We start from the raw sequence: 19857 nt of genomic DNA on the forward strand, positions 1-19857 counted from the left end.
ATGTAGCGCTCACTCTACAACTCGGATGACCCGTTGGCTACCGGCGAGGACCGGACGAGATCAGTTCGCGGGGCGGCGCGGCAGGTCGAGGCTCCTGGCGAGCAAGGTGTCCATGGCCCGCGCCGGCAGCACCCGGCTCAGCGCCACCAGCAGATGCGCGTCGGCACCGACCTGGTAGCGCGGCCGCGGTCGTTTCGCGGTGAGTGCGCGATCGCGGTGCTCGCCCGGTTCCGCGACTGGAAGCTGCCGGGCTCGACGACCACCACGGGCACGTTCCACGGCCGCAATTCCCGTCGCAACACGGCCACTGGAAGAGCTGATCATCACGACACGCCCTCGCCCCACGCGGACCGCCGGCAGAAAAGCCTGGCACACGGCCACGACCCCCACGACGTTGACTTCGAGCTGCGCGCGCAGGCGATCGAGGGGGATGTGCTCCACCGGAGCGGCGAACGTGACTCCGGCGTTGTTGACCAGTCCGCGCAACGGGCCGATGTCCTTCGCCACCGCGGAAAGCCGGGCCGCATCGGTCACGTCGAGCACCGCGGCCCGGATGCGGGGATGCTTCGGCGCGTCGGCGATCTTCCGCACCCCGGCCACGACGTCGTGTCCGCGCTCCGCGAGCCGCACGGCGGTCGCCCGCCCGATCCCGCTGGACGTCCCGGTCACCAGAAATGTCACTGTCGAACTCCTGATTCGGTCTCGGCCGGGAGGCGCCACACGAGTACGAGGTCGCCAACCGGCCCATCGCCGGCGCGGCACCCGCGGTCACTCGTTGTATGGAGCGATCAGTACACAACCCACCGTAGCGAGCAGTCTCACCGTCGTCAAGACCGAACGTTCTACCCCGGCAGCGGGGTCACTTCCCCGCGGAGTCGATGCGGTGCCGCAGGATCCCGTCGACACCCTGGAGGAACGTGTCGCCGACCTCGGCGGGATCCGCCAGGCAGCCCGCCGCCATCGCGCCGTCGCGCAACATCACGAAGTGCCGCCCCGCAGGCTCGGGCGGGGTCGCGCCCACCTGCGCGAGCAGGTCCGTGACCGTACGGCGGAACCACTCGCGATGAGCGAGCACGGCCTGGTGCACCGGATGCGCGGGATCCGGGTATTCCGCCACCGCGTTGAGGAAAGCGCAGCCCCGGAAGTGGGCCGACCCGATGCCGTCGGCGATCGACCCGGCGATCGCCCGCACCCCGTCGGCCGCCGGCAAGTCACTCGCGACGACCTTCTCGATCCCTTCGCGCTCCATCTCGTGGACGCCCTGGAGGTACGCGACGACGAGGTCGTCCTTGCTGGGGAAGTGCCGGTACAGCGTGGCGCGGGTGACCTTCGCCTCCGCGACGATCCGGTCGATCCCCACGGAGTGCAGACCCTCGGCGTAGAAGATCCGCGTGGCCGTCGCGAGCAGCCTCGACCGCGCCTCGGAGACCTGACCTCGAGCGTTGCGCACCATCTCGGAAGTGTAGCAGATAGAACGGTCGGTATCACTACGCCAAGTCACATCACCGCGGTGTGGCACCACTCTGGAGTGAACGCTACATTCAGAGAGGAGAACGTTCGGTACTCCCTGTCTCACCGAAGGAGACCCATGCCCCACACGCCCGGCGACGCCCGGTCCCTCGCCGACGCCCACCGCGCTCTGCGCACTTCCGTGCCCGCCCGGCAGGTGCACCTGGCCGGCCCCGGCTACGCCCACGGCATCGCGCTGTGGAACGGAGCCGTGAAGCACCGCCCCGCCATGGTGCTGACCTGCGCCACCACCGCCGACGTGGTGCTCGGTGTGCGCACCGCGCGCGAGTTCGGCCTGTCGCTGTCGGTCCGCTCGCGGGGGCACGACTGGGCGGGCCGCGCGCTGGCCGACGGAGGGTTGACCCTGGACCTGCGGCCGCTGAGCGAGGTCCGGGTCGACCCCGTGGCCGGGACCGCCGAGGTCGGGGGCGGCGCGTCCGCGAACCACCTGCTGGCCGCGGCGGGCGAGCACGGTCTGGTCGCCGCGACCGGCACCATCGGCACGGTCGGCGTCGCCGGACTCACCCTGGGCGGCGGCTACGGGCCGCTGGCCGGGCGGATCGGCCTCGCCGCGGACAACCTGCTGGCCGCCGAAGTGGTCACGGCCGAGGGAACGGTGGTGACCACCGACGACCGCCACGACCCCGACCTGCTGTGGGCGCTGCGCGGCGGCGGCGGCAACTTCGGGGCCGTCACGTCGATGACCGTGCGGCTGCACGCCGTCCCGGCGGTGGTGACCGGCCTGGTGCTCTACCCGTGGCACCAGGCCGGGCAGGTGCTCGAGCGGGTCCGCGAGGCGCAGCACGAGGCGCCCGACGACCTGACGATCCAGACCGGCGCGATCGCCGCACCCGATGGTTCGCCCGCGTTGCTGGTGCTGCCGACCTGGTCCGGTGCCGTCGCCACCGGCGAGGACCCGTCGGGGCCGGTGACGGCGCTGACCCGCCTCGGCGACCCGCTGCTCGCCCAGCTGGACACCGTGCCCCACGCGACCGCGATCGCCGGGCGGGACGCGATGTTCCCCGACGGCAGGCACGTCACCGTCCGGACCCGTTCGGTGCCCGGGCTCGACGAGGACGTCATCGACGTCGTCGAGCGGTTCGGCGGCCGGCTGCCGACTCCGCTGTCCGGGATCAGCCTGCACCACTTCCACGGCGCCGCGGCGAGGGTCGGCGCCGCCGACACCGCGTTCGGTCTCCGCCGGCCGCACCTCATGGCCGAGATCCTCGGCATCGGACCGGCTCAGGACACCGGCGAGCACGTCGGCGGCTGGGCCGACGCGGCCTCCGTGGCGCTGGCCGAACACGCTTTCCCCGGCGGGTACGCCACCCTGCTCGGCCCGGACGCGACCGACCAGATCCCCCACGTCCACGAAGGCAACCTGCGGCGTCTGCGGCGCATCAAGGCCGCCGTCGACCCCGGCGGCGTCTTCGCCGCGACGCCGTTGCCGATGACCTGACCCCACCGGGCCGGGTCCCGGTCACGGCAGCGGCTTCGGCGCGGCGAACGGGTTGGCGTCCGCGTGGTGGTGTCCCCACTCGTCCGAGCGCCCGAAGTCGTGCGGGACCCAGTCGTCGCCCACTTCGATGCCGCCGCAGCCGATCTCCAGGTGGAACCCGCTGGGATTGCGCACGTAGAAGGAGATCGCCTTGTCGTTCATGTGCCGGCCGAGGCTGATCGAGATCGGCACGGCGTGGGCTTTGGCCCGGTCGTAGGCGCGCCCGACGTCGTCGATCGAGCCGTGTTCCAGCTCGAGGTGGTGGATCGACGCGGTTTCCGCGGTGGCGAGCGCGATGCTGTGGTGCGTCCGGTTGCAGCGGAAGAAGAACAGCCCCGGAGCGCGGTAGTCCGTCAGCTTGAACTCGAGCACCGACTCGTACAGCTCACGCAGTTCGACGAGGTTGGGGCTGGCGAGCACGAAGTGACCCAGACCCGTGATCCCGGGCCCGCCGGCCGGACGCTCGACGCCCCGACGCACTTTCGCTTCCCCGACCGCGAGTTCCACGCGGTAACCGACCGGGTCGGTGAACCAGCGCAGGTGCGTGGCGCCGCGCAAGTCCTTCTCTTCGCCGGAGCCGTCCGCGACGGTGAACCCGGCGTGGGCCAACTTTTCACTCAGCCGATCGAGCTCGCCGGGCGAGTCGACGATCCAGCCCAGCTCGCGCGGACGGTCCTCAGTGGACGGACGCAGCGCCAGGCGGTACTTGAACTCGTCGAGCTCGGCGAGGACGATCTCGTCCGTGCCGGACTTGGCGTGGGTGACCCCGACGCCCAGCGTGCGCCCGAGCAGGTCGGTCCACGCGTCGGCATCGGTGACGTCGAGACCGACGTAGCCCAGCTTCCTGATTCCCACGGTGTCACCCCTCCGCCGCGGCGGCCGCGCCACCCTGCAGGAACTCGCGGACGATGTGGTTGAACTCGGGCGCGCGCTCGTACTGGACCCAGTGCCGGCAGTGCGGCAGCACCCGCAGCTCCGCGTTCGGGATCCCGTCGAGGATCCTGGGCGCCCAGGTCAGGGGCACGGTCTGGTCCTCCCGGCCCCACACGAGCAGCGTCGGGGCGGCGATGCGGCCCAGGTCGGGCGTCAGGTCGCCGAAGTTCGGGGGAATCGGCAGCTCGGGGTGTGCGCGCAGGCTCGATTCGTAGCGCTCGTCGATGAGCGCCTCGGTCGCCAGCGACTCGTCGTACACCATCAGGCGCACGAACTCGGCCATGGCCTCGCGCGACGGCTTTTCCGCTGCCATGTAACCGAAGAGGCGTTCGAGGCCGACGGGCCAGGGCGGCGCGTCCGTCGGCAGGACCCCGCCCGGCGCCATGAGCACCAGCCGGTCCACGCGGTCGGGGTGGCGCATCGCGATCCGCATGGCCACGGCGCCGCCGTAGGAGTTGCCGACCAGGTGGGCCCGCTCGATCCCGAGCGCCGCCATCGCCCGGCACACGCGATCGGCGGCGTGGAAGATCAGCGGCTCGTCCGTCTCGGGCCGCGGGGACTCGCCCCAGCCCGGCAGGTCGACCACGATGTTGCGGTGGTCGGCGAAGGCGGCCAGGTTGCCGCCGAAGTTGCTCATCCCGGTGGCACCGGGACCCGAGCCGTGCAGCCACACGACCGGGGTGCCCGAACCGGCCTCGGTGTAGACCAGCCGCGCGTCACCGACGTCCAGAGTGCTCGTCACCGTGCCACCCTTCGTTGTATGTAGCGCTCACTATACAACGGGCGGCGGCGTTATCAAGGTCGATCAGGTGACGAGTACCCCCGCGGTCAGCGCTTGCGCTTCGCCGCGCGCTGGTCCGCCAGGCCGCGGATCAGGGCGACGAAGGGTGCGACCTGCGAGCGGTAGCTCATGCCGTCGAAGCTGTTGGTCACGGAAAGCCCGTCCGTCACGGCACGTCCGAGGACGGCCAGCTGCTGAACGAGTGCTTCGTTGTTCTTGCCGCCGTTGGGGGCGAAGATCGGGGTGAGCGCGGCGACCCAGGAAGCGTGGGCGTAGTCGCGGATGCGGCGCACGGTCGCCTGCACCGCCTCGGCGTCCTTCTGCGGGCCGACACTGATGGCGACCAGCAGCTGCAGGTAGTCCGGGCGGCGGTCGAGGGAATCGCAGGCCGCGGAGAACCAGGCCTCGAGGCGGTCGAGCGGCGCCAGTTCGTCGAACGACGACGGGTTCGGGAACAACGCGTGCAGCTCGTCGAAAGTCCGCTCCAGCAGCGCCGCCAGGACGCCGAGCTTGTTGCCGAAGTGGTAGTAGATCGAGCTGGGCGGCAGTCCGGACTGTGCGCTCAAGTCCGAAATGGCCATGCCGTCGTAGCCCTTTTCCCCGACGAGGGCGCGAGCCGCGTTGAGGATGACCTCTCGGCTGCTCAACCCGGCGGCCGTCGATGCGGACCTGGAATCCCTCGCCATGCGGCCATGATAGGTCCGCGGCGGCCCCGCTCCCCCACCGGGAGCGCCGGGCCGGCGGTCTCCGGCCGGCCCGGCCACCCGGCTCAGGCGACGGTCGCGTCGACGGTCACGGGGATGTTGCCCCGCGTCGCATTGGAGTACGGGCAGATCGCGTGGGCGCCTTCGACGAGCCGGTCGGCCGTCGTCTGGTCCACACCGGACAGTTCGGCGTGCAGCGCCGCGCTGAGGGTGAAGCCGCCCTCGTCCGTCGAGTGCACCTGCACCTCCGCGACGACGGCGGAGTCGGTGATCTCGACTTTCCGCTGCGCCGCGACGGCCTTCAGCGCCGAGTGGAAGCACGAGGCCCAGCCCGCCGCGAACAGCTGCTCCGGGTTGGTCGCACCGCCGGGGCCGCCCATCTCCTTCGGGATCGCCAGGGAGATGTCGAGCAGGCCGTCGTCGGTCCGCGCCTGCCCGCCCGCACGGCCGTCGCCGGTCGAGGTGGCGATGCCGAGGTACAGAGGCTTGGTCATGCCGGGGGTCCTTTCTCGATCGCGAGCACTCCCGCGATACCGAACGTTCTATCGCGTTCCACTATGAGCCTCTGGTCGCGCCCCGTCAATACCGAACGTTCTATCTCTATCGTGTTGTGGCGATTGCTCCCTACAGCGCGGTGGCCCGCGGCATCGGGAAGCTGGGCGCGTTGACCGCTCGCGGTCGGGCAGGAGCGCGGCGACCTCGGCGCGCAGGTCGTCGAGCTGCCGGTGCACGAGCTCGGCGAGGGGAGAGGCGCCGAAGCGTTCGTGGCCCTGTGCCACGGCTACACCCAGCAGCTCGCCGTCCGCGGTGACGTCGACCCGGCTCCGGTCACGGCGGCACCGGTGGCGATCATCGAGTCGTGACCGGGCCCACGCGAAAGTGCTTGCCGGAAGCGGGCTTCGGCGGGCTAAGCTGCGCTCGTGCCCCTCACCGTCCGTTTCGCCCGTGGCCGCCGGCCTCGTGGCTGCCAGGCGCCCGCGCGGCGCGTGCGCGGACGCCGGGTGCGGTACGCGATCGGCTCCGAGGCGGGCCAGGTCGACGGGATGCGATGGCTCCGCGTGCCGCGCGTCGCGAGGGATCGCTGAGGACTTCGTGATCCCGCGCGTTCGTGCGCTCCGGTGATCCCCGACCAGCCACGAACCCACCCGGGACGTCCCGGGTCAGGAGCACATCCACCATGGCTTTCTTCTTCCCGGCCGCGCCGGGGCACTTTCCCGACGCCAAGGGCTATTTCGGCGCCTTCGGCGGCCAGTTCGTCCCGCAGGCGCTCGTCTCCGCCGTCGACCAGGTCGCGGCCGAATACGAACGGGCGAAGGCGGATCCCGCCTTCGCCGCCCGGTTCGAGGACCTGCTCGCCCACTACGTCGGGCGCCCGAGCGCCCTCACCGAGGTGCCGCGCTTCGCCACGCACGCCGGGGGCGCGCGGGTCTTCCTCAAACGCGAAGACCTCAACCACACCGGCTCGCACAAGGTGAACAACGCGCTCGGCCAGGCGCTGCTCGCCGAGCGGATGGGCAAGACCCGCGTCATCGCCGAGACCGGCGCGGGCTCGCACGGCGTCGCGACCGCCACCGCGTGCGCGCTGACCGGCCTCGCCTGCACCGTCTACATGGGAGAGACGGACATGCGCCGCCAGGGGGTCAACGTGACGCGGATGGAACTGCTCGGCGCCCGGGTCGTGCCGGTGACGTCGGGGTCGCGCACCCTCAAGGACGCCATCAACGAGACGTTCCGCGACTGGGTGGCCCACGTCGAGGACACGCATTACCTGTTCGGCACGGTCGCCGGGCCGCACCCGTTCCCCGCCATGATCCGCGACTTCCAGCGCGTCATCGGCGTCGAAGCCCGCCGCCAGCTCCTCGAGCGGACCGGGCGCCTTCCCGACGCCGCAATCGCTTGTGTCGGCGGCGGATCCAACGCGATCGGCCTGTTCCACGCGTTCCTGGACGACCCCGGCGTGCGCCTGATCGGCTGCGAAGCCGCCGGACGCGGGGTGGACAGCGGAGAGCACGCGGCGTCGCTGTCGGCGGGCGAACCGGGCGTCCTGCACGGCTCCCGCTCGTACGTCCTGCAGGACGACGAGGGGCAGATCCGCGAAGCCTGGTCGATCTCGGCCGGGCTCGACTACCCCGGCGTCGGCCCGGAACACGCGCACCTGCACGACTCCGGCCGCGCCGCCTACCGCCCGGTCGGCGACGACGAAGCCATGGCCGCGTTCCGCCTGCTCGCCACGACCGAGGGGATCGTCCCCGCGATCGAAAGCGCGCACGCACTGGCCGGGGCACTGCGGGTCGGCACCGAACTCGGGCCGGACGCCCTCCTGCTGGTGAACCTGTCCGGGCGCGGCGACAAGGACATGGACACCGCCGCCGTCCACTTCGGACTGGAGGGCGCGCGATGAGCCTGCGGCTGCTCACCGAGACCCTCGCCGGGACGAAGGCGGCCGGCCGGGCCGCGCTCATCACCTACCTGCCCGCCGGGTTCCCCACGGTCGACGGCGGGATCGCCGCGCTGCGGGCCACCCTCGACGCCGGCGCGGACATCGTCGAGGTCGGCCTGCCGCACAGCGACCCGGTGCTGGACGGCCCGGTCATCCAGACGGCGGACGACCTCGCGCTGCGCGGCGGGGTCCGGATCGCCGACGTCCTGCGTACGGTCCGCGAAGTCCACGGGGCCACGGGCAAGCCGGTGCTGGTGATGTCCTACTGGAACCCGGTGTCCCGCTACGGCGTCGAGCGGTTCGCGCGCGAGCTGGCCGCGGCGGGCGGCGCGGGCTGCGTACTGCCGGACCTGCCGGTGGCCGAGTCCGCGCAGTGGCGCCGGCACGCCGCGGCGCACGACCTGGCCACCGTTTTCGTGGTCGCGCCGAGCAGCACGGACGAGCAGCTGGCCGAGACCGCCGCGGCCGGGACGGGGTTCGTCTACGCGTCCGCCCTGATGGGCGTCACCGGCCCACGGTCCTCTGTGGACGCGGGAGCGGCGGTGGTGGCCGGCCGGCTCCGCGCGGTCACGGAGCTGCCGGTGTGCGTCGGGATGGGGATCTCGGACGCGGGCCAGGCCGCCGAGGTCGCCGGGTTCGCCGACGGGGTGATCGTCGGGTCGGCCCTGGTCGGAACGCTCCTCGGCGCGAACGACGAGGCCACCGGCCGGGCCGGGCTCGAACGGCTCACCGCCCGGCTCGCGGCCGGGGTGCGCGCCCGCACCACGTGAGGCGTGCCGGGCCCGCGGCGACGCGGGCCCGGCACGCCTCACCGCGGCTTGGCGGCCTTGATCAGCAGTTCGTACAGGACGGCTCGCTCGGCCTCGGTCAGTGTGCCGAGGGTCTCGGCCATGACGGAGTCCACGACGGAGGATCCGGCCTCGAAGGCGCGCTCGCCGTCGCCGGTCAGGTGGTGGCGGGTGGCCCGGCCGGGCCCGTCCACCCGCTTCAGCAAGCCCCGCTCGATCATGCGCTTGGCGAGGGCGCCCATCGACTGGTCGGTCTGGAAGGTCAGCTCCGCCAGGGTGTGCAGCGTGGCGTCCGGCTGCTGGTGCAGGTGCCGGAGCACGTCCCACTGCACCAGGGAAAGCCCGTGTTCGGCCAGCCTGCGGTTGGCTCCGCGGTGGTGACTCCACTGCAGCCGCTTCACAGCGAGCCCGATTTCCTGAAGCGACGGCGACACCGACGCAGCGTAACCCACCACCAGGGACCCTCCCACTTGTCAAACTAAGCATATTTATATAAGGTTGCTTATATAGCTTAGCCCAGAAGGAGAGATCGCATGAGCAACTCCGTCCCCGCCGGGAGCCTCCGGCCCACCCGCACCCTCGGCGCGCCGTCCGCCGGCGGTGTGATCACCGTCGAAGACCGCGACCACACCCGGCCCTTCCTCCTCCTGCACGGCGGAGGTGGCCCGGCGACGGTGGCCGGCTTCGCCGACCTGCTCGCCCAGCGCACGCACGCCCGCGTGCTGACTCCGACCCACCCCGGTTTCGCGGGTACCCCGCGAGTGCCGGGCCTGGACTCGACCCGCGCGCTCGCGGCGGCCTACGTCGGTCTGCTCGACGAGCTCGGCCTCGACGACGTCACGGTGATCGGCAATTCGTTCGGCGGCTGGCTGGCCGCCGAGATCGCGCTCCTGGGCAGCCCCCGGGTCAGCGGCGCGGTGATCGTCGACGGCATCGGGATCGAGGTCGAGGGGCACCCGGTGACCAGCGTCGCCGGCCTCACCCCCGCCGACCTGGGCAAACTGTCCTTCCACGACCCGAGCAAGGCACCGGCACCGCCCGCGGCGGGCGGCACCGGGCCGAGCCCGGACATCCAGGCGCTGATCTCGTACACGGGGCCGGCCATGTCCGACCCGACCCTGCTGGACCGGCTCCGCGCGCTCGAGCTGCCCGTCCACGTCATCTGGGGCGAGAGCGACGGGATCGTCGGCACCGAATACGGCAAGGCCTACGCCGCGGCCATCCCGATGGCGAAGTTCACCGTGCTGCCCCGGTCCGGCCACCTGCCGCAGGTCGAGACGCCCGAAGAACTCCTCGGCGCCATCACCGACCTCTGATCATTCCCGGAAAGGAACCCCCGACATGAGCACCTCCCTCGCGGTCACCCGGATCGCCCACGCGTGCCAGCTGATCGAACTCGGCGACCTGCGGGTCCTCACCGACCCGTGGTTCACCGAGAAGGCCACGTACCACCAAGGCGAACGGGTCGCGGCGCCCGTGTCCGCACTCGGCCGGCTCGACGCGGTCGTGATCAGCCACGAGCACTACGACCACTGCGACCTCGACGCCCTCGTCGCCGGCGGTCTCGACCTGGACACCCCGATCATCGGGCCGGGTACCGTCACCGCCATCGCGAAGGACAAGGGATTCACCAGCCTGCACACCGTCGAGGCGTGGGAGTCGGCCCGGATCGGCGACCTCACGGTCACCGCCACCCCCGGCGAGCACGGCGTCCACGAGGTCACGTTCGTGCTCCAGGCGGGCGGGCGAACCGTGTTCTTCGGCGGCGACTCGCTGCGGGTGCCCGAACTGGACCGGATTCCCGATCGCCTCGGGCCGGTCGACCTGACAATCCTGCCCACCAACGGCCTCTGCATCCGACCGGCGAACCTGGCCCAAGTGGTGATGAACGCCGAACAAGCGGCCGAGCTGACCGCCGTGCTGCGGCCGGCGCTCGCGATTCCCCACCACTACGCGTTCCACAGCGGCTACCTCGGCGACCGCCTGATCACCAAGGGCGATCAGGACCCGCGTCACTACGCCGACGCCGTCGCCCGCCTCGCTCCGGACGTCGAGGTCCGCATCGTGCTGCCCGGCGTCCGGGTGGTCGTCCCGTAGCCGGCGGTTCGGTCCGGGTCACCGGGCGAGTGCGGCGAGATCGAACGTCCGCGGTGCGCCGGTGAGGGTCGCTTTCGCCTCGGCGCCGATGTGGTCCAGGATCTCGATGTCGCCGGCTTCGAGCCCGTCGAGCGCCGTGCGGGCGAGGTCGGCCGGGTCGATCATGACCTCTTCGGGAAGCTCGAGCCCGGCCGCCCGCACGTAGTCGCGCAGCGTCTCGGTCGCGATCAGGCCGGGAACCAGCGCGGCCACCAGGGTGCCCTGCGGCTGGAGCTCCACGCGGACACCGTTGGTGAGCCCCCACTGGGCGGATTTCGCGGCGGCATAGGACGTGTTGCCGTCGACCGTCGTCCACGCCACCGCGGAGAGGACGTTGAGGATGGCGCCGCCGCCGTTGCGGGCGAGGATCGGGGCGAACGCCCGGATCATGGCCAGAGTGCCGTAGAAGTTCGAGTCCATCACCTGCCGGATCGCCCCGAGATCGCCGGTCGTGAGGTTGCCCCCGGTCGTGAAGGCCGCGTTGTTGATCAGGACGTCCACATCCGGGGCGGCCGACGCCGCCGCGTCCACATCCGCCTGATCGGTGATGTCGAGGCGCAGCACCTCGGCGCCCGGGAGGTCGACCAGCTCGGGCCGGCGCGCGGTGGCGTAGACCTTCGCCCCCCGCCGCAGCAGTTCCTTCGCGAGGTGGTGGCCGAGTCCGCGGTTCGCGCCGGTGACGAGCGCGGTCGCGCCGTGCAGCTTCATGGTGACCTCCATAAGATGACCGATCGGTCAAGTTACGAACGACGCTACACATAAAATGACCGGACGGTCAAGTTGCTAGGATGAGGCGATGCCGTCTTCCGCCCGTCGCCCGCGCTCCGACGCGATGCGCAACCGTGAACGCGTTCTGGCCGCGGCCGAAGACGAGTTCGCCGAACAGGGCATCGAGGCGTCGGTCTCGGACATCGCCCGGCGCGCCGGGGTCGCCAAGGGAACCGTGTTCAGTCATTTCGCGACGAAGGAGGAGCTGATCGTCGCGGTCGTGGCGAACCACCTGGCGGAGCTGAGGGAGGTCGCGCGGCGGCTGGCGGAAGCCCCGGACCCGGGCGCGGCGCTGCTGGAATTCCTGACGGTGGCGGGAGACCGCCGCCGTCAGCGCGACCTGACGTTCCTCATCTCGGCAGGCGCCGGCGACGCCACGGTCACGGAAATCCGGAACAGCCTGCACGCGGACGTGACCACGCTGGTCGAGCGGGCCCGCGCCGGCGGCGCTGTCCGCCACGACGTCACGGGCACCGACGTGTTCCTGCTGATCTGCGCCCCGGTGCACGTCGTCGAGAACCTGCCCGGCGCCCCTGCGGATCTGTGGCTGCGCTACCTCACGATCATCTTCGACGGCCTCCGGCCGGAGGGGGCCAGCCCCCTCCCCCGTCCGGCACCGGACTGGACCTAGCCGCTCAGCGGCGCGGCCGTCCGCGCGACGTCGGCCGGAGCGGGGCGTCGCCGCGGTTCGGCCCGCAACGACAGGAGCGCGGAGCCGAACAGCAGCGCGGCGATGAGGAGCGAGACCGCGGTGATGGCGGCGGTCGGCCCGTACGCGCCGGCCACGGCGTAGAAGAGACCGCCGATGATCGCGACCGACAGGGCGGCGCTGATCTGCAGGGTCGCGTTGACCAGGCCGCTGGCCAGGCCGGCGAACGCACGCGGGAGGTGGGTGACCGTGAGGCGGATCAGCGAGGGCAGCGCGAGCCCTTGACCGAAGCCGATGAGCGCCAGGGGCGCGGCGGTCCACGCCGTGTGGCCGAACGCGGCGACGAGCCCGGCGAAGGCGAGGAAGCCGGCGGTCTCCAAGCCCAGGCCGAGCGCGGCGATCCGGCGCTCCATGACCCGCGCGAGGTACGCCACGGTCAGCGGGCCGATCAGGAACCCGATGCCCAGCGGCAGGATGTCCAGGCTCGCCTGCAGCGGCGTGCGGCCGACCGCCTGCTCGTGTTCGGAGAAGACGAGGAAGAACGCGGCGATCGAGTAGAACAGGGCGACCGCCACGAGCGCGATCCGCACCCCGGGCGCGGTGATCGCCGCCGGCGGCACCAGGGCCGTGACGCGACCGCGCCGGCCGCCGCCGAGCGACGACTCGTGGCGCCAGAACGCGCGCAGCACGACGACGGCGGCGACGACCAGGAGGAAGCACCACCACGGCCAGTCCAGGGCACGCCCCTCGACCAGCGGGACGACGATCCCGGCCAGGCCCGCGAAGAGCAGGGCGGCGCCGATCCAGTCGAGCCTTTCCCCGCCTCGGGTGTGCGGGTCGCGCAGGAACAGGCTGCCGAGCAGGCCCAGGGCCGCGACGGGCAGGTTGAGGAGGAAGATCGCCCGCCAGCCCAGTCCCCCGACATCGGCGGTGACGAGGAGGCCGCCCAGGGACTGGCCGATGACCGCGGCGAGCCCGAGGGTCGCACCGTGGAACCCGAGGGCGACCGTCTGGTCACGGCCGTCGAGGCTCGCGCGGATGAGGGCCAGCGACTGCGGCGCCATCAGCGCGGCCGTCAGACCTTGCAGGACGCGCCCGACCAGCAGCAGCCAGGGCTCGCCCGCCGAACCACACAGCAGCGACGCGAAAGCGAACCCGACCAGGCCGGCGAGGAAGGCTCGCCGCCGGCCGTACAGATCGCCGAGCCGGCCGCCGAGGGTGAGCGTGACGGCGTAGGTGGCGGCGTAGCTCGCCACGATCTGCTGGCCCAGGAGGTCGCCGCCACCGAGGTCGTCTTGGATCGACGGGATGGCGAGGTTGACGATGAAGAAGTCCAGGGGCGGCAGCAGCGTGCCGGCCAGCAGCGTGACCACGCCCACCCACGTCCGGGCCGGCGTCTTCGATGCCGAAGTCATTGCTTGGTCCCGCTTTCCAGCTCCTCGTCGGCGTCGCCGGAGCGGGCTGCCTGCTCGGCCAGACGGCGCAGGAGGACCAGGCCGTCGTGGCCGGCGCTGCCCGGCTCGGCGCTGTAGACGGACAGGTGCTGCCCGGGTGCGCTGGCGACGGCCAGCGTCTCGAAGTGCAGCCGCAGTTCCCCCACCCGCGGGTGCACGAAATGCTTGACCTCGGTGGTTCGCGGACGCACTTCGTAGCGGGCCCAAAGGTTCGCGAACGCCGGGCTGCGCACGGTCAGTTCGCCGACGACCCGCTCGATGTGCTCGTCCGCGGGGAACTGTGAGGACGACGCCCGCAGGTTGCTCACCGCGAGCCGCGCCGCGGCGTCCCAGTCACCGTAGAACGACCTCGCGTACGGGTCCAGGAAGATCATGCGCAGCAAGTTGTCGTACCGGGCGAAGCCGCGGTAGAGCTCACGGGCCAGCGCGTTCGCGGCGAGGACGTCCTGCGCCGCACCGACCAGGAAGGCGGGCACGTCCGACATGCCGTCCATCAGCCGCACCAGCTCCGGGGCGACCGTCAGCGACGTCGCCGCGGTCGCCCCGAACACCGGCAGGGCGAGCCGGAACAGATGCGCCGCGGCGGCGTCGTCCAGCCGCAGCGCGCGGGCGATCGACTGGAGCACCTGGTCGGACGGGTGCCGCTCGCGGCCCTGCTCCAGCCGCATGTAGTAGTCGGTGCTCACCCCGGCGAGCAGCGCCACCTCGTCGCGCCGGAGCCCCGGCACCCGCCGCGGACCGTCGTCGGGCAAACCGACGTCCCGCGCCCGAAGCAGCGCCCGTCGCGCTCGCAGATAGTCACCGAGCTTGTTCTCACTGTCCACACCGACGACAGTAATGCGGGCCGGGTCCCGGAGCGTGGGTGCGGCGCACCCAGGTTCCTCACTCGTCCATTGTGGACGGTGCGGGGCTTTTCACTTGGCTGGGCGATGATGACGGTGCTGCCGCCGATTTCCGCTGCCGGAGCCGTTCAGTGTCCGGTGGAGTAGATGTTGACGAGGTTGCCGTCGGGGTCGCGCAAGAGCATCGACCGGTTTCCCCATGGCTGGTTGGTGGGTTCCTGGACCCAAGCGGTGACGCTGCCGCCCAGGCGGGCGCGTTCGGCGTCGACGTCGTCGACCTCGAACTCGATGATGGCGGACCGGTTGGCGGCGGCCACGGCGGCGTTGTTGTTGAAACGCTTGACCGCCGCACTGTCGGCCAGCGCGATGATGCCGCCTTCGGTGTGCAGTTCGGCGTAGTCGCCGGACCCGTAAGGGGTCACCGGCTCGCTGTCCGTGAGCGTCGAGTAGAAAGCGGTCAGGGCGGGCAGGTCATCGGTGACGAGGCGAACTGAGGCGAGCTTCACGGCGTTCTCCTGGCTGCTCCCGGCGAGCCGGACCGTCCGGCTCCACGAAACAGTACGGTACAGTACCGTACTGTTTCGCCGTCGGAAAGGAACGGAGATCACCACGTGGCCCGATCCGGGGACTTCGTCGACGCCCGAGTCCAGCGATCCAGGACGGCGGTGCTCGCCCAGACGTACGAGTTGCTCTCGGCGGGCGGCATCGGCGGTGTCAGCATCGACGAGGTCTCGCGACGCTCGGGCGTCTCCAAAACCACGATCTACCGCCATTGGCCGTCGCGGGCCGCGCTGCTGATCGAGGCGTGCTCGACGATCGGATCGGCGCCCCCGGTCCCCGACACGGGCAGCTTCGGCGGGGATCTCGCCGCCTTGGCCGAGGCGTTGGCCGAGCAGCTGCGGAGCGCCCGCTGGGCGGCGGTCTTGCCCTCCATCGTGGACGCCGCCGAGCGCGAGCCCGAGCTGGCCGGGCTCCACGCGGATCTGCACGCCCGGTTGATGGCCCCGTTCGGCGTGGTGACCGAACGCGCGCGAGCTCGCGGTGAGCTCGCCGCGGATCGCGGGCCGGCCGACGTGACCGCCGCCGTCGCCGGCCCGCTGTTCTACCGTCGCTGGTTCTCCCGCGAGCCGCTCGACGCCGCGTTCGTCGCGCGCGTCGCAGAGGACGCCCTCGGCCAGCTCGGCGTCTAGAACGGTCGAAGAGGTGCAGGCCGAGCCCACCTTGCGCGCGGGATCACCCGCGTCGCGGGGCTCGGCACCGGCGGATTCGCCCCGCGGCGTCAGCGATCCTCACGACGCCGGAGAAGCCACGCGGGCTAAACGGCCTTCAGCACGCTCGCGGCGATGATCACCGCGCAGACGATCCCGTTCAGGATCCGGTGGTCGACGAGGATGGCCGCGAACTCCCGCAGCGTGGCGCTCGGCCAGAAGTACCAGGCCGTCGGCGCGCCGATCACCTGGCCGTTCACTTCGACCTTGCGGGCGAGCAACGCCGCGCGCAGCACGTGGAAGTTGTTCGTGACGACGACGCAGCGGTAGCGCGGGTTCCGCTCGCGCATGAGGGCGGCGCTGAAGGCGAGGTTTTCCCGCGTCGTCCGCGACCGGTCCTCGAGGAGGATCCGCTCGCGCGGCACGCCGCGCTCGACGAGGTGGTCCGCCATCGCGTGCGACTCGGGCAGCTCCTCCCCCGGCCCCTGCCCGCCGGAGGTGACCAGCAGCGGCGACCGGCCTTTGCGGTCCTCGGCGGCCAGCACCCGCCGCCCGCGTTCGAGCCGGCCAGCCAGCAGTGGCGGCACGTTCTTCCCGCCGAGCAGGCCGGACCCGAGCACCACCACGAAGTCGAGCGCGCGGCGGCTGCGGATCCGGCCGTAGACCAGCGAATACAGCAGGAAGCAGACGAACAGGAACGACAGGTACGCGACGATCCCGTCGACGCTGTCGCGCACCGCCTCCAGCGGCGCCCAGCCGAGCTGCCCGACCACGAAGTCGAAGACGATCAGCGCGACGATGCCCACCCCGGCCGCCAGGGACAGCAGGTTGGCCGGGCGGCGGCCTTCACGGCGCAGCATCGTCACGCCGTTGCCGATCAGGACCACCGCGAGCACCACGATGGTCAGCGGGATCAGCGCGAGCAGGCCGAACGCGACGATCGCGGCGGCCTCCCGCGAGATCGACGCCAGCAGCGCGATCAGCGTCAAGCCGAGGAAGGCGAGCGCGAAGAACAGGGAGAAGCCGTTGCGCAGCCGGCGCCGTTCGAGCAGGAAGCCGACCACGAAGACGCCGAAGCAGAAGACGGCCGCGGCGAGCGGCAGCAGGGCGGGGTTCACGCGATCTCCCGCCGTCGCCAGGTCGCCAGGAACACCAGCGCCGCGGCGATGGAGCCGGCGGAGGCGAACGAGGTCGCGGCGAGGTAGACGACCCAGGCGTTGCCGCGCACGGTTTCCGCGTAGCCCTCGCCGGCCAGCGCCGCCCCGATCAGGAGGGAGCCCAGGGCGAAGAAGACCAGTCCGCCGAGCGCCGCGATCGTCACGACGAGCACGCGGGGGACGCGGCGCGGTCCATCGTGGCGGCGCACGATCCCGCGGCGCGCCAGCCACCACGAAGCCAGGCAGGCGAGGCCGAGCGCGATCGCGTCCGCGGCCAGGGTGTCGGACAGCCGGTGCCACTTCGCCGTCACGGTGTAGGCGCCGATGCCGACGGCCCACGAGAGGAGGAAGAACAGCGTGACGCCGCGCCAGCGGTAGGGCACCACGAGCAGGGCGGCGAACAGCACGGTCATCGCGATCGCGGTGTGCCCGCTGGGCAGGCTGTTCTCGGCGTAGTGCCCGGTCAGCGGCACCAGTGCCGGCCGGGGCAGCACGAACCGCTTGAGCACCTGCGTCACGAGCTGGCCGGCCACGATCACGCCCACGGCCGCGAAGGCGAGATCGGCACGCCGGCGCAGCAGCCCGACGAGCCCGACCAGGACGACCGCGACGGCCAGGGAGTAGACGGTGATCCGGCTCAGGCTGTCATCGGCGACGGCCTGGTCGCGGGCGGCGGCCTCGTCGGCTCCGCGCAGCGCGGCGTTTTCCAACGCCTGGCCGGGCACGGTCCAGACCGCGAGGAGGTACACGGCCACCAGAACGACGGCGCTCACGGCCGCCACGACCAGCCAGCGACGGGCGGTAACCAAGCCAACCTCCTCGGACTACTCCGAACAGCGTAGTTACCTTGTGCGTACGGACGCACACCGAGGGTTGAAGCGGTCGGCAGAGAACACCTCAGCGCGCACCATGTGCCCATCCTCGGCCCGGGAGGTGGAACAACCGGGAGACACGGCATCCCGCCGAGCGGGGTGAGTCGCTCATCCCCTACGCATCGGACGCCGGGACCTGGCCCGAAGGGGCAGCGGAAGCCCCGGCGAGGCGGCGCCAGAGGGCGAGGACGGCCTTGGCCCTGGCGAACTCCGCCGGGGTGAACGGCAGCAGCGACCGCGTCACCACCAGGCCGCTGTCGGCTCCGGCCAGCCGCATCACCGTTCCGTCGATGCCTTCACCGGCCCTCTTCCCCCGGCGCCCCAAGGGTTTCCGCGCGATGTCGCAGCTGCCCAGTACCGCCAGCAGCAGCTGGTCCGGATCCGTTTCTCGTCCGGCCGCCATCGTCAGCACCCGGGTCGGCAGATCGACGAACTCGTGCACGTCCGCGGGTACGACCCGCACGTCCCGGCCGCCGCCGAGTTCGGTGACCGTGGCGATGTCCGCCGCGGTCGCGTCGGCAGGCGCGCTGACCAGGAACTCGTCCACCGCGCCGTCCGGGACCGCCAGCACCTGCAGCGAGACGATGTCGTAGCGGTGCGCCGCCAGCGCGGCCGTCACCCCCGCCAGGCTTCCCGGCACGTCGCGCACCGTGGCGCGCACCCGCCACGCCACCCCGGTCCGCGGCGGATGTCCACCCGTGCCGCCGCGCGCGGGGTTCGGTCGCGGGCGGTGCGTCCACCACCGGCGCCACGCGGCGGTGGCGATCAGGAGCCCACCCAGCCCGAACAGCATGACGGGGCCCACGCGGTTGTGCGACAACGTGCTGACGAACAGATCGGCGACCCCGGTGGCGATGAACAGGGCCGCGAGCTCGATCAGCTCGCGGCTCATCGAGATCCTCGCTCGCCGGTCGGTCTTCGGCTGCGCCTCGGCTTCGGTCATGTGGCCAGCATCCGCGCCCGCTCTTACGCCGCACGCGCCGAGCTGTCACGATTCAGTTAACGGCTGCCCCATCCGACGAAGCACGCCGGACCGCCGCACGGCGCGTCGATCAGGCGGCGACGAACGCGGTTCCGGTGAGCTGCTCGGAAGCCTGCCAGACGCGCCGGGCTTCTTCCTCGTCGCGCAATGGCGGGTAGAGACGCTGGGGAGCGGGCCGACCGCCCAGGTTGCCGGGACCGCCGGGGCCGTAGAGGGTGCCGGGCCGGGGGTCGGTCGCGGCCAGCAGTGCGGGCAGCTGCGCGGTCTCGACGGTTCCCACCAGAATGCCGCGGGCCGAGAGTGCCCGGATCAGGCGGACCTGCGGGGTGTCCTTGCCCCGGCCGAGCTCGGGGCGGGCGGCCAGGAGGCTGGTGGGGGCGACGCCGGGGTGGGACAAGGTGCTGGTGATGCCCCAGCCCGCGGCCTTGCTGCGCCGGTCGAGCTCGAGCCCGAAGAGGCCGAACGCGATCTTGGACTGGCGGTAGGCGCGCATGCCGTCGTAGGAGCGTTCCCAGTTCAGGTCGGCCCAGTTGATGCGGCCCCTCGCGGCGGCGACGCTGACCTGGGACGTCACCCGGGCGCGGCCGGCGCGCAGCACCGGGAGCAGCCCGGCGACCAGCGCGAAGTGGCCGAGGTGGTTGGTGCCGAACTGCAGCTCGAACCCGTCGGCGGTGGTCTGCCGGTCCGGTGGGGTCATCACGCCGGCGTTGTTGACGAGCAGGTGGATCGGACGGCCTTCCCCGCGCAGGGTTTCGCCCAGCGCGGCGACCGACTCCAAAGAGGACAGGTCGAGGCTGCGCAGCGAGACGTCGGCGGCCGGGACGGCCTGCCTGATCTTCGCGAGGGCGGCCTCGCCCTTGCGCGGGTTGCGGACGGGCATGATCACCTCGGCGCCGGCCGCGGCCAGCCTGGCCGCGATGCCCAGTCCCATCCCGTCGCTCGCGCCGGTGACGACAGCTCGCTGCCCGGTCAGGTCGGGGAGGTCGACGTCGATCTTCTTGCGTGGCATGGCCGGGCTCCTTCGCGTGGTCGTGTCCTCGATCTTCGGCCGGTGGTGCGGGGCTATCCAGGACCTCCCGATCACCGGCTCGCCAAGATCACCCTCCCGGGTGCGGAGAGGGGGATCGACGAGTCGT

At 71.9% G+C, this 19857-nt stretch carries 24 protein-coding genes; 9 read left to right on the forward strand and 15 right to left on the reverse strand.

Annotated features, from left to right (window positions below; translation table 11 throughout):
* Nucleotides 1-60 precede the first annotated feature (60 nt).
* Both ACWEVP_RS40745 and ACWEVP_RS40750 read right to left on the reverse strand, forming a co-directional pair.
* The gene (locus ACWEVP_RS40745) at nucleotides 61-669 is read right to left on the reverse strand and encodes an SDR family NAD(P)-dependent oxidoreductase (protein ID WP_452067929.1); all 609 of its coding nucleotides are present in this window, start codon (nucleotides 667-669) and stop codon (nucleotides 61-63) included.
* A gap of 190 nt (nucleotides 670-859) precedes the next feature.
* Nucleotides 860-1453, reverse strand: a complete 594-nt coding sequence (locus ACWEVP_RS40750; RefSeq protein ID WP_452067930.1) for a TetR/AcrR family transcriptional regulator — start codon at nucleotides 1451-1453, stop codon at nucleotides 860-862.
* 135 nt (nucleotides 1454-1588) lie between these two features.
* Between ACWEVP_RS40750 and ACWEVP_RS40755 the strand changes: the two genes are divergently transcribed.
* Nucleotides 1589-2968 (forward strand): FAD-binding oxidoreductase, encoded by a 1380-nt coding sequence (locus tag ACWEVP_RS40755; RefSeq protein ID WP_452067931.1) that lies wholly within the window; start codon nucleotides 1589-1591, stop codon nucleotides 2966-2968.
* A 21-nt stretch (nucleotides 2969-2989) separates the two neighbouring features.
* On the opposite strand, the gene ACWEVP_RS40760 is transcribed toward ACWEVP_RS40755, so the two are convergent.
* The 4 genes from ACWEVP_RS40760 to ACWEVP_RS40775 all read right to left on the reverse strand — a co-directional run bounded on the left by ACWEVP_RS40760 (nucleotide 2990) and on the right by ACWEVP_RS40775 (nucleotide 5919).
* On the reverse strand, nucleotides 2990-3862 hold the full coding sequence (locus ACWEVP_RS40760; RefSeq protein ID WP_452067932.1) for a VOC family protein: 873 nt from the start codon (nucleotides 3860-3862) through the stop codon (nucleotides 2990-2992).
* A 4-nt stretch (nucleotides 3863-3866) separates the two neighbouring features.
* Complete coding sequence (locus tag ACWEVP_RS40765; protein ID WP_452067933.1) at nucleotides 3867-4682, reverse strand: alpha/beta fold hydrolase; 816 nt, start codon at nucleotides 4680-4682, stop codon at nucleotides 3867-3869.
* A gap of 86 nt (nucleotides 4683-4768) precedes the next feature.
* On the reverse strand, nucleotides 4769-5407 hold the full coding sequence (locus ACWEVP_RS40770; protein WP_452067934.1) for a TetR/AcrR family transcriptional regulator: 639 nt from the start codon (nucleotides 5405-5407) through the stop codon (nucleotides 4769-4771).
* An 83-nt stretch (nucleotides 5408-5490) separates the two neighbouring features.
* Nucleotides 5491-5919: an organic hydroperoxide resistance protein gene (locus ACWEVP_RS40775; RefSeq protein WP_452067935.1), complete on the reverse strand. Its 429-nt coding sequence runs from the start codon at nucleotides 5917-5919 to the stop codon at nucleotides 5491-5493.
* 231 nt (nucleotides 5920-6150) lie between these two features.
* On the opposite strand from ACWEVP_RS40775, the gene ACWEVP_RS40780 reads away from it, so the two are divergent.
* From ACWEVP_RS40780 to trpA, 4 genes are all read left to right on the forward strand, one after another.
* Nucleotides 6151-6288 (forward strand): hypothetical protein, encoded by a 138-nt coding sequence (locus ACWEVP_RS40780; RefSeq protein WP_452067936.1) that lies wholly within the window; start codon nucleotides 6151-6153, stop codon nucleotides 6286-6288.
* A gap of 57 nt (nucleotides 6289-6345) precedes the next feature.
* Nucleotides 6346-6510: a tryptophan biosynthesis modulator TrpM gene (gene trpM / locus ACWEVP_RS40785; RefSeq protein ID WP_452067937.1), complete on the forward strand. Its 165-nt coding sequence runs from the start codon at nucleotides 6346-6348 to the stop codon at nucleotides 6508-6510.
* A gap of 92 nt (nucleotides 6511-6602) precedes the next feature.
* A complete protein-coding gene (trpB, locus tag ACWEVP_RS40790; protein ID WP_452067938.1) occupies nucleotides 6603-7826 on the forward strand; it encodes a tryptophan synthase subunit beta in 1224 nt (407 codons plus the stop codon).
* A gap of 2 nt (nucleotides 7827-7828) precedes the next feature.
* Entirely contained in the window at nucleotides 7829-8635 is an 807-nt protein-coding gene (trpA, locus tag ACWEVP_RS40795; protein WP_452067967.1) for a tryptophan synthase subunit alpha, read from the forward strand.
* A 38-nt stretch (nucleotides 8636-8673) separates the two neighbouring features.
* On the opposite strand, the gene ACWEVP_RS40800 is transcribed toward trpA, so the two are convergent.
* A complete protein-coding gene (locus tag ACWEVP_RS40800; protein WP_452067939.1) occupies nucleotides 8674-9087 on the reverse strand; it encodes a MarR family winged helix-turn-helix transcriptional regulator in 414 nt (137 codons plus the stop codon).
* A gap of 99 nt (nucleotides 9088-9186) precedes the next feature.
* Here ACWEVP_RS40800 and ACWEVP_RS40805 point away from each other — a divergent pair, with 99 nt between their 5' ends.
* Both ACWEVP_RS40805 and ACWEVP_RS40810 read left to right on the forward strand, forming a co-directional pair.
* Entirely contained in the window at nucleotides 9187-9969 is a 783-nt protein-coding gene (locus ACWEVP_RS40805) for an alpha/beta fold hydrolase (protein WP_452067940.1), read from the forward strand.
* 25 nt (nucleotides 9970-9994) lie between these two features.
* Nucleotides 9995-10750: an MBL fold metallo-hydrolase gene (locus ACWEVP_RS40810; RefSeq protein ID WP_452067941.1), complete on the forward strand. Its 756-nt coding sequence runs from the start codon at nucleotides 9995-9997 to the stop codon at nucleotides 10748-10750.
* 18 nt (nucleotides 10751-10768) lie between these two features.
* Here the strand turns inward: ACWEVP_RS40810 and ACWEVP_RS40815 are convergent, their stop codons facing one another.
* On the reverse strand, nucleotides 10769-11497 hold the full coding sequence (locus tag ACWEVP_RS40815) for an SDR family NAD(P)-dependent oxidoreductase (protein ID WP_452067942.1): 729 nt from the start codon (nucleotides 11495-11497) through the stop codon (nucleotides 10769-10771).
* Between the two features lie 88 nt (nucleotides 11498-11585).
* On the opposite strand from ACWEVP_RS40815, the gene ACWEVP_RS40820 reads away from it, so the two are divergent.
* Entirely contained in the window at nucleotides 11586-12188 is a 603-nt protein-coding gene (locus ACWEVP_RS40820; protein WP_452067943.1) for a TetR/AcrR family transcriptional regulator, read from the forward strand.
* On the opposite strand, the gene ACWEVP_RS40825 is transcribed toward ACWEVP_RS40820, so the two are convergent.
* The 3 genes from ACWEVP_RS40825 to ACWEVP_RS40835 form a co-directional block, all read right to left on the reverse strand.
* On the reverse strand, nucleotides 12185-13621 hold the full coding sequence (locus ACWEVP_RS40825; RefSeq protein WP_452067944.1) for an MFS transporter: 1437 nt from the start codon (nucleotides 13619-13621) through the stop codon (nucleotides 12185-12187). The genes ACWEVP_RS40820 and ACWEVP_RS40825 overlap by 4 nt on opposite strands.
* The gene (locus tag ACWEVP_RS40830; RefSeq protein WP_452067945.1) at nucleotides 13618-14484 is read right to left on the reverse strand and encodes a helix-turn-helix domain-containing protein; all 867 of its coding nucleotides are present in this window, start codon (nucleotides 14482-14484) and stop codon (nucleotides 13618-13620) included. The genes ACWEVP_RS40825 and ACWEVP_RS40830 overlap by 4 nt, the downstream gene beginning before the upstream one ends.
* A 146-nt stretch (nucleotides 14485-14630) precedes the next feature.
* Nucleotides 14631-15008, reverse strand: coding sequence for a VOC family protein (locus ACWEVP_RS40835; protein WP_452067946.1), 378 nt, complete (start codon nucleotides 15006-15008; stop codon nucleotides 14631-14633).
* A gap of 105 nt (nucleotides 15009-15113) precedes the next feature.
* Here ACWEVP_RS40835 and ACWEVP_RS40840 point away from each other — a divergent pair, with 105 nt between their 5' ends.
* Complete coding sequence (locus ACWEVP_RS40840; RefSeq protein WP_452067947.1) at nucleotides 15114-15692, forward strand: TetR/AcrR family transcriptional regulator; 579 nt, start codon at nucleotides 15114-15116, stop codon at nucleotides 15690-15692.
* A gap of 125 nt (nucleotides 15693-15817) precedes the next feature.
* Here the strand turns inward: ACWEVP_RS40840 and ACWEVP_RS40845 are convergent, their stop codons facing one another.
* The 4 genes from ACWEVP_RS40845 to ACWEVP_RS40860 form a co-directional block, all read right to left on the reverse strand.
* Nucleotides 15818-16828, reverse strand: a complete 1011-nt coding sequence (locus ACWEVP_RS40845) for a YdcF family protein (RefSeq protein ID WP_452067948.1) — start codon at nucleotides 16826-16828, stop codon at nucleotides 15818-15820.
* Nucleotides 16825-17676 carry a phosphatase PAP2 family protein gene (locus tag ACWEVP_RS40850; RefSeq protein ID WP_452067949.1) on the reverse strand — a complete coding sequence of 284 codons (852 nt, stop codon included), beginning with the start codon at nucleotides 17674-17676 and terminating at the stop codon, nucleotides 16825-16827. The genes ACWEVP_RS40845 and ACWEVP_RS40850 overlap by 4 nt, the downstream gene beginning before the upstream one ends.
* 178 nt (nucleotides 17677-17854) lie before the next feature.
* Nucleotides 17855-18682: a hypothetical protein gene (locus ACWEVP_RS40855; protein ID WP_452067950.1), complete on the reverse strand. Its 828-nt coding sequence runs from the start codon at nucleotides 18680-18682 to the stop codon at nucleotides 17855-17857.
* A 109-nt stretch (nucleotides 18683-18791) separates the two neighbouring features.
* Nucleotides 18792-19730, reverse strand: coding sequence for an SDR family oxidoreductase (locus ACWEVP_RS40860; protein ID WP_452067951.1), 939 nt, complete (start codon nucleotides 19728-19730; stop codon nucleotides 18792-18794).
* Between the last annotated feature and the right edge of the window lie 127 nt (nucleotides 19731-19857).

The sequence above is a fragment of the Amycolatopsis sp. NPDC003865 genome, assembly GCF_053605345.1.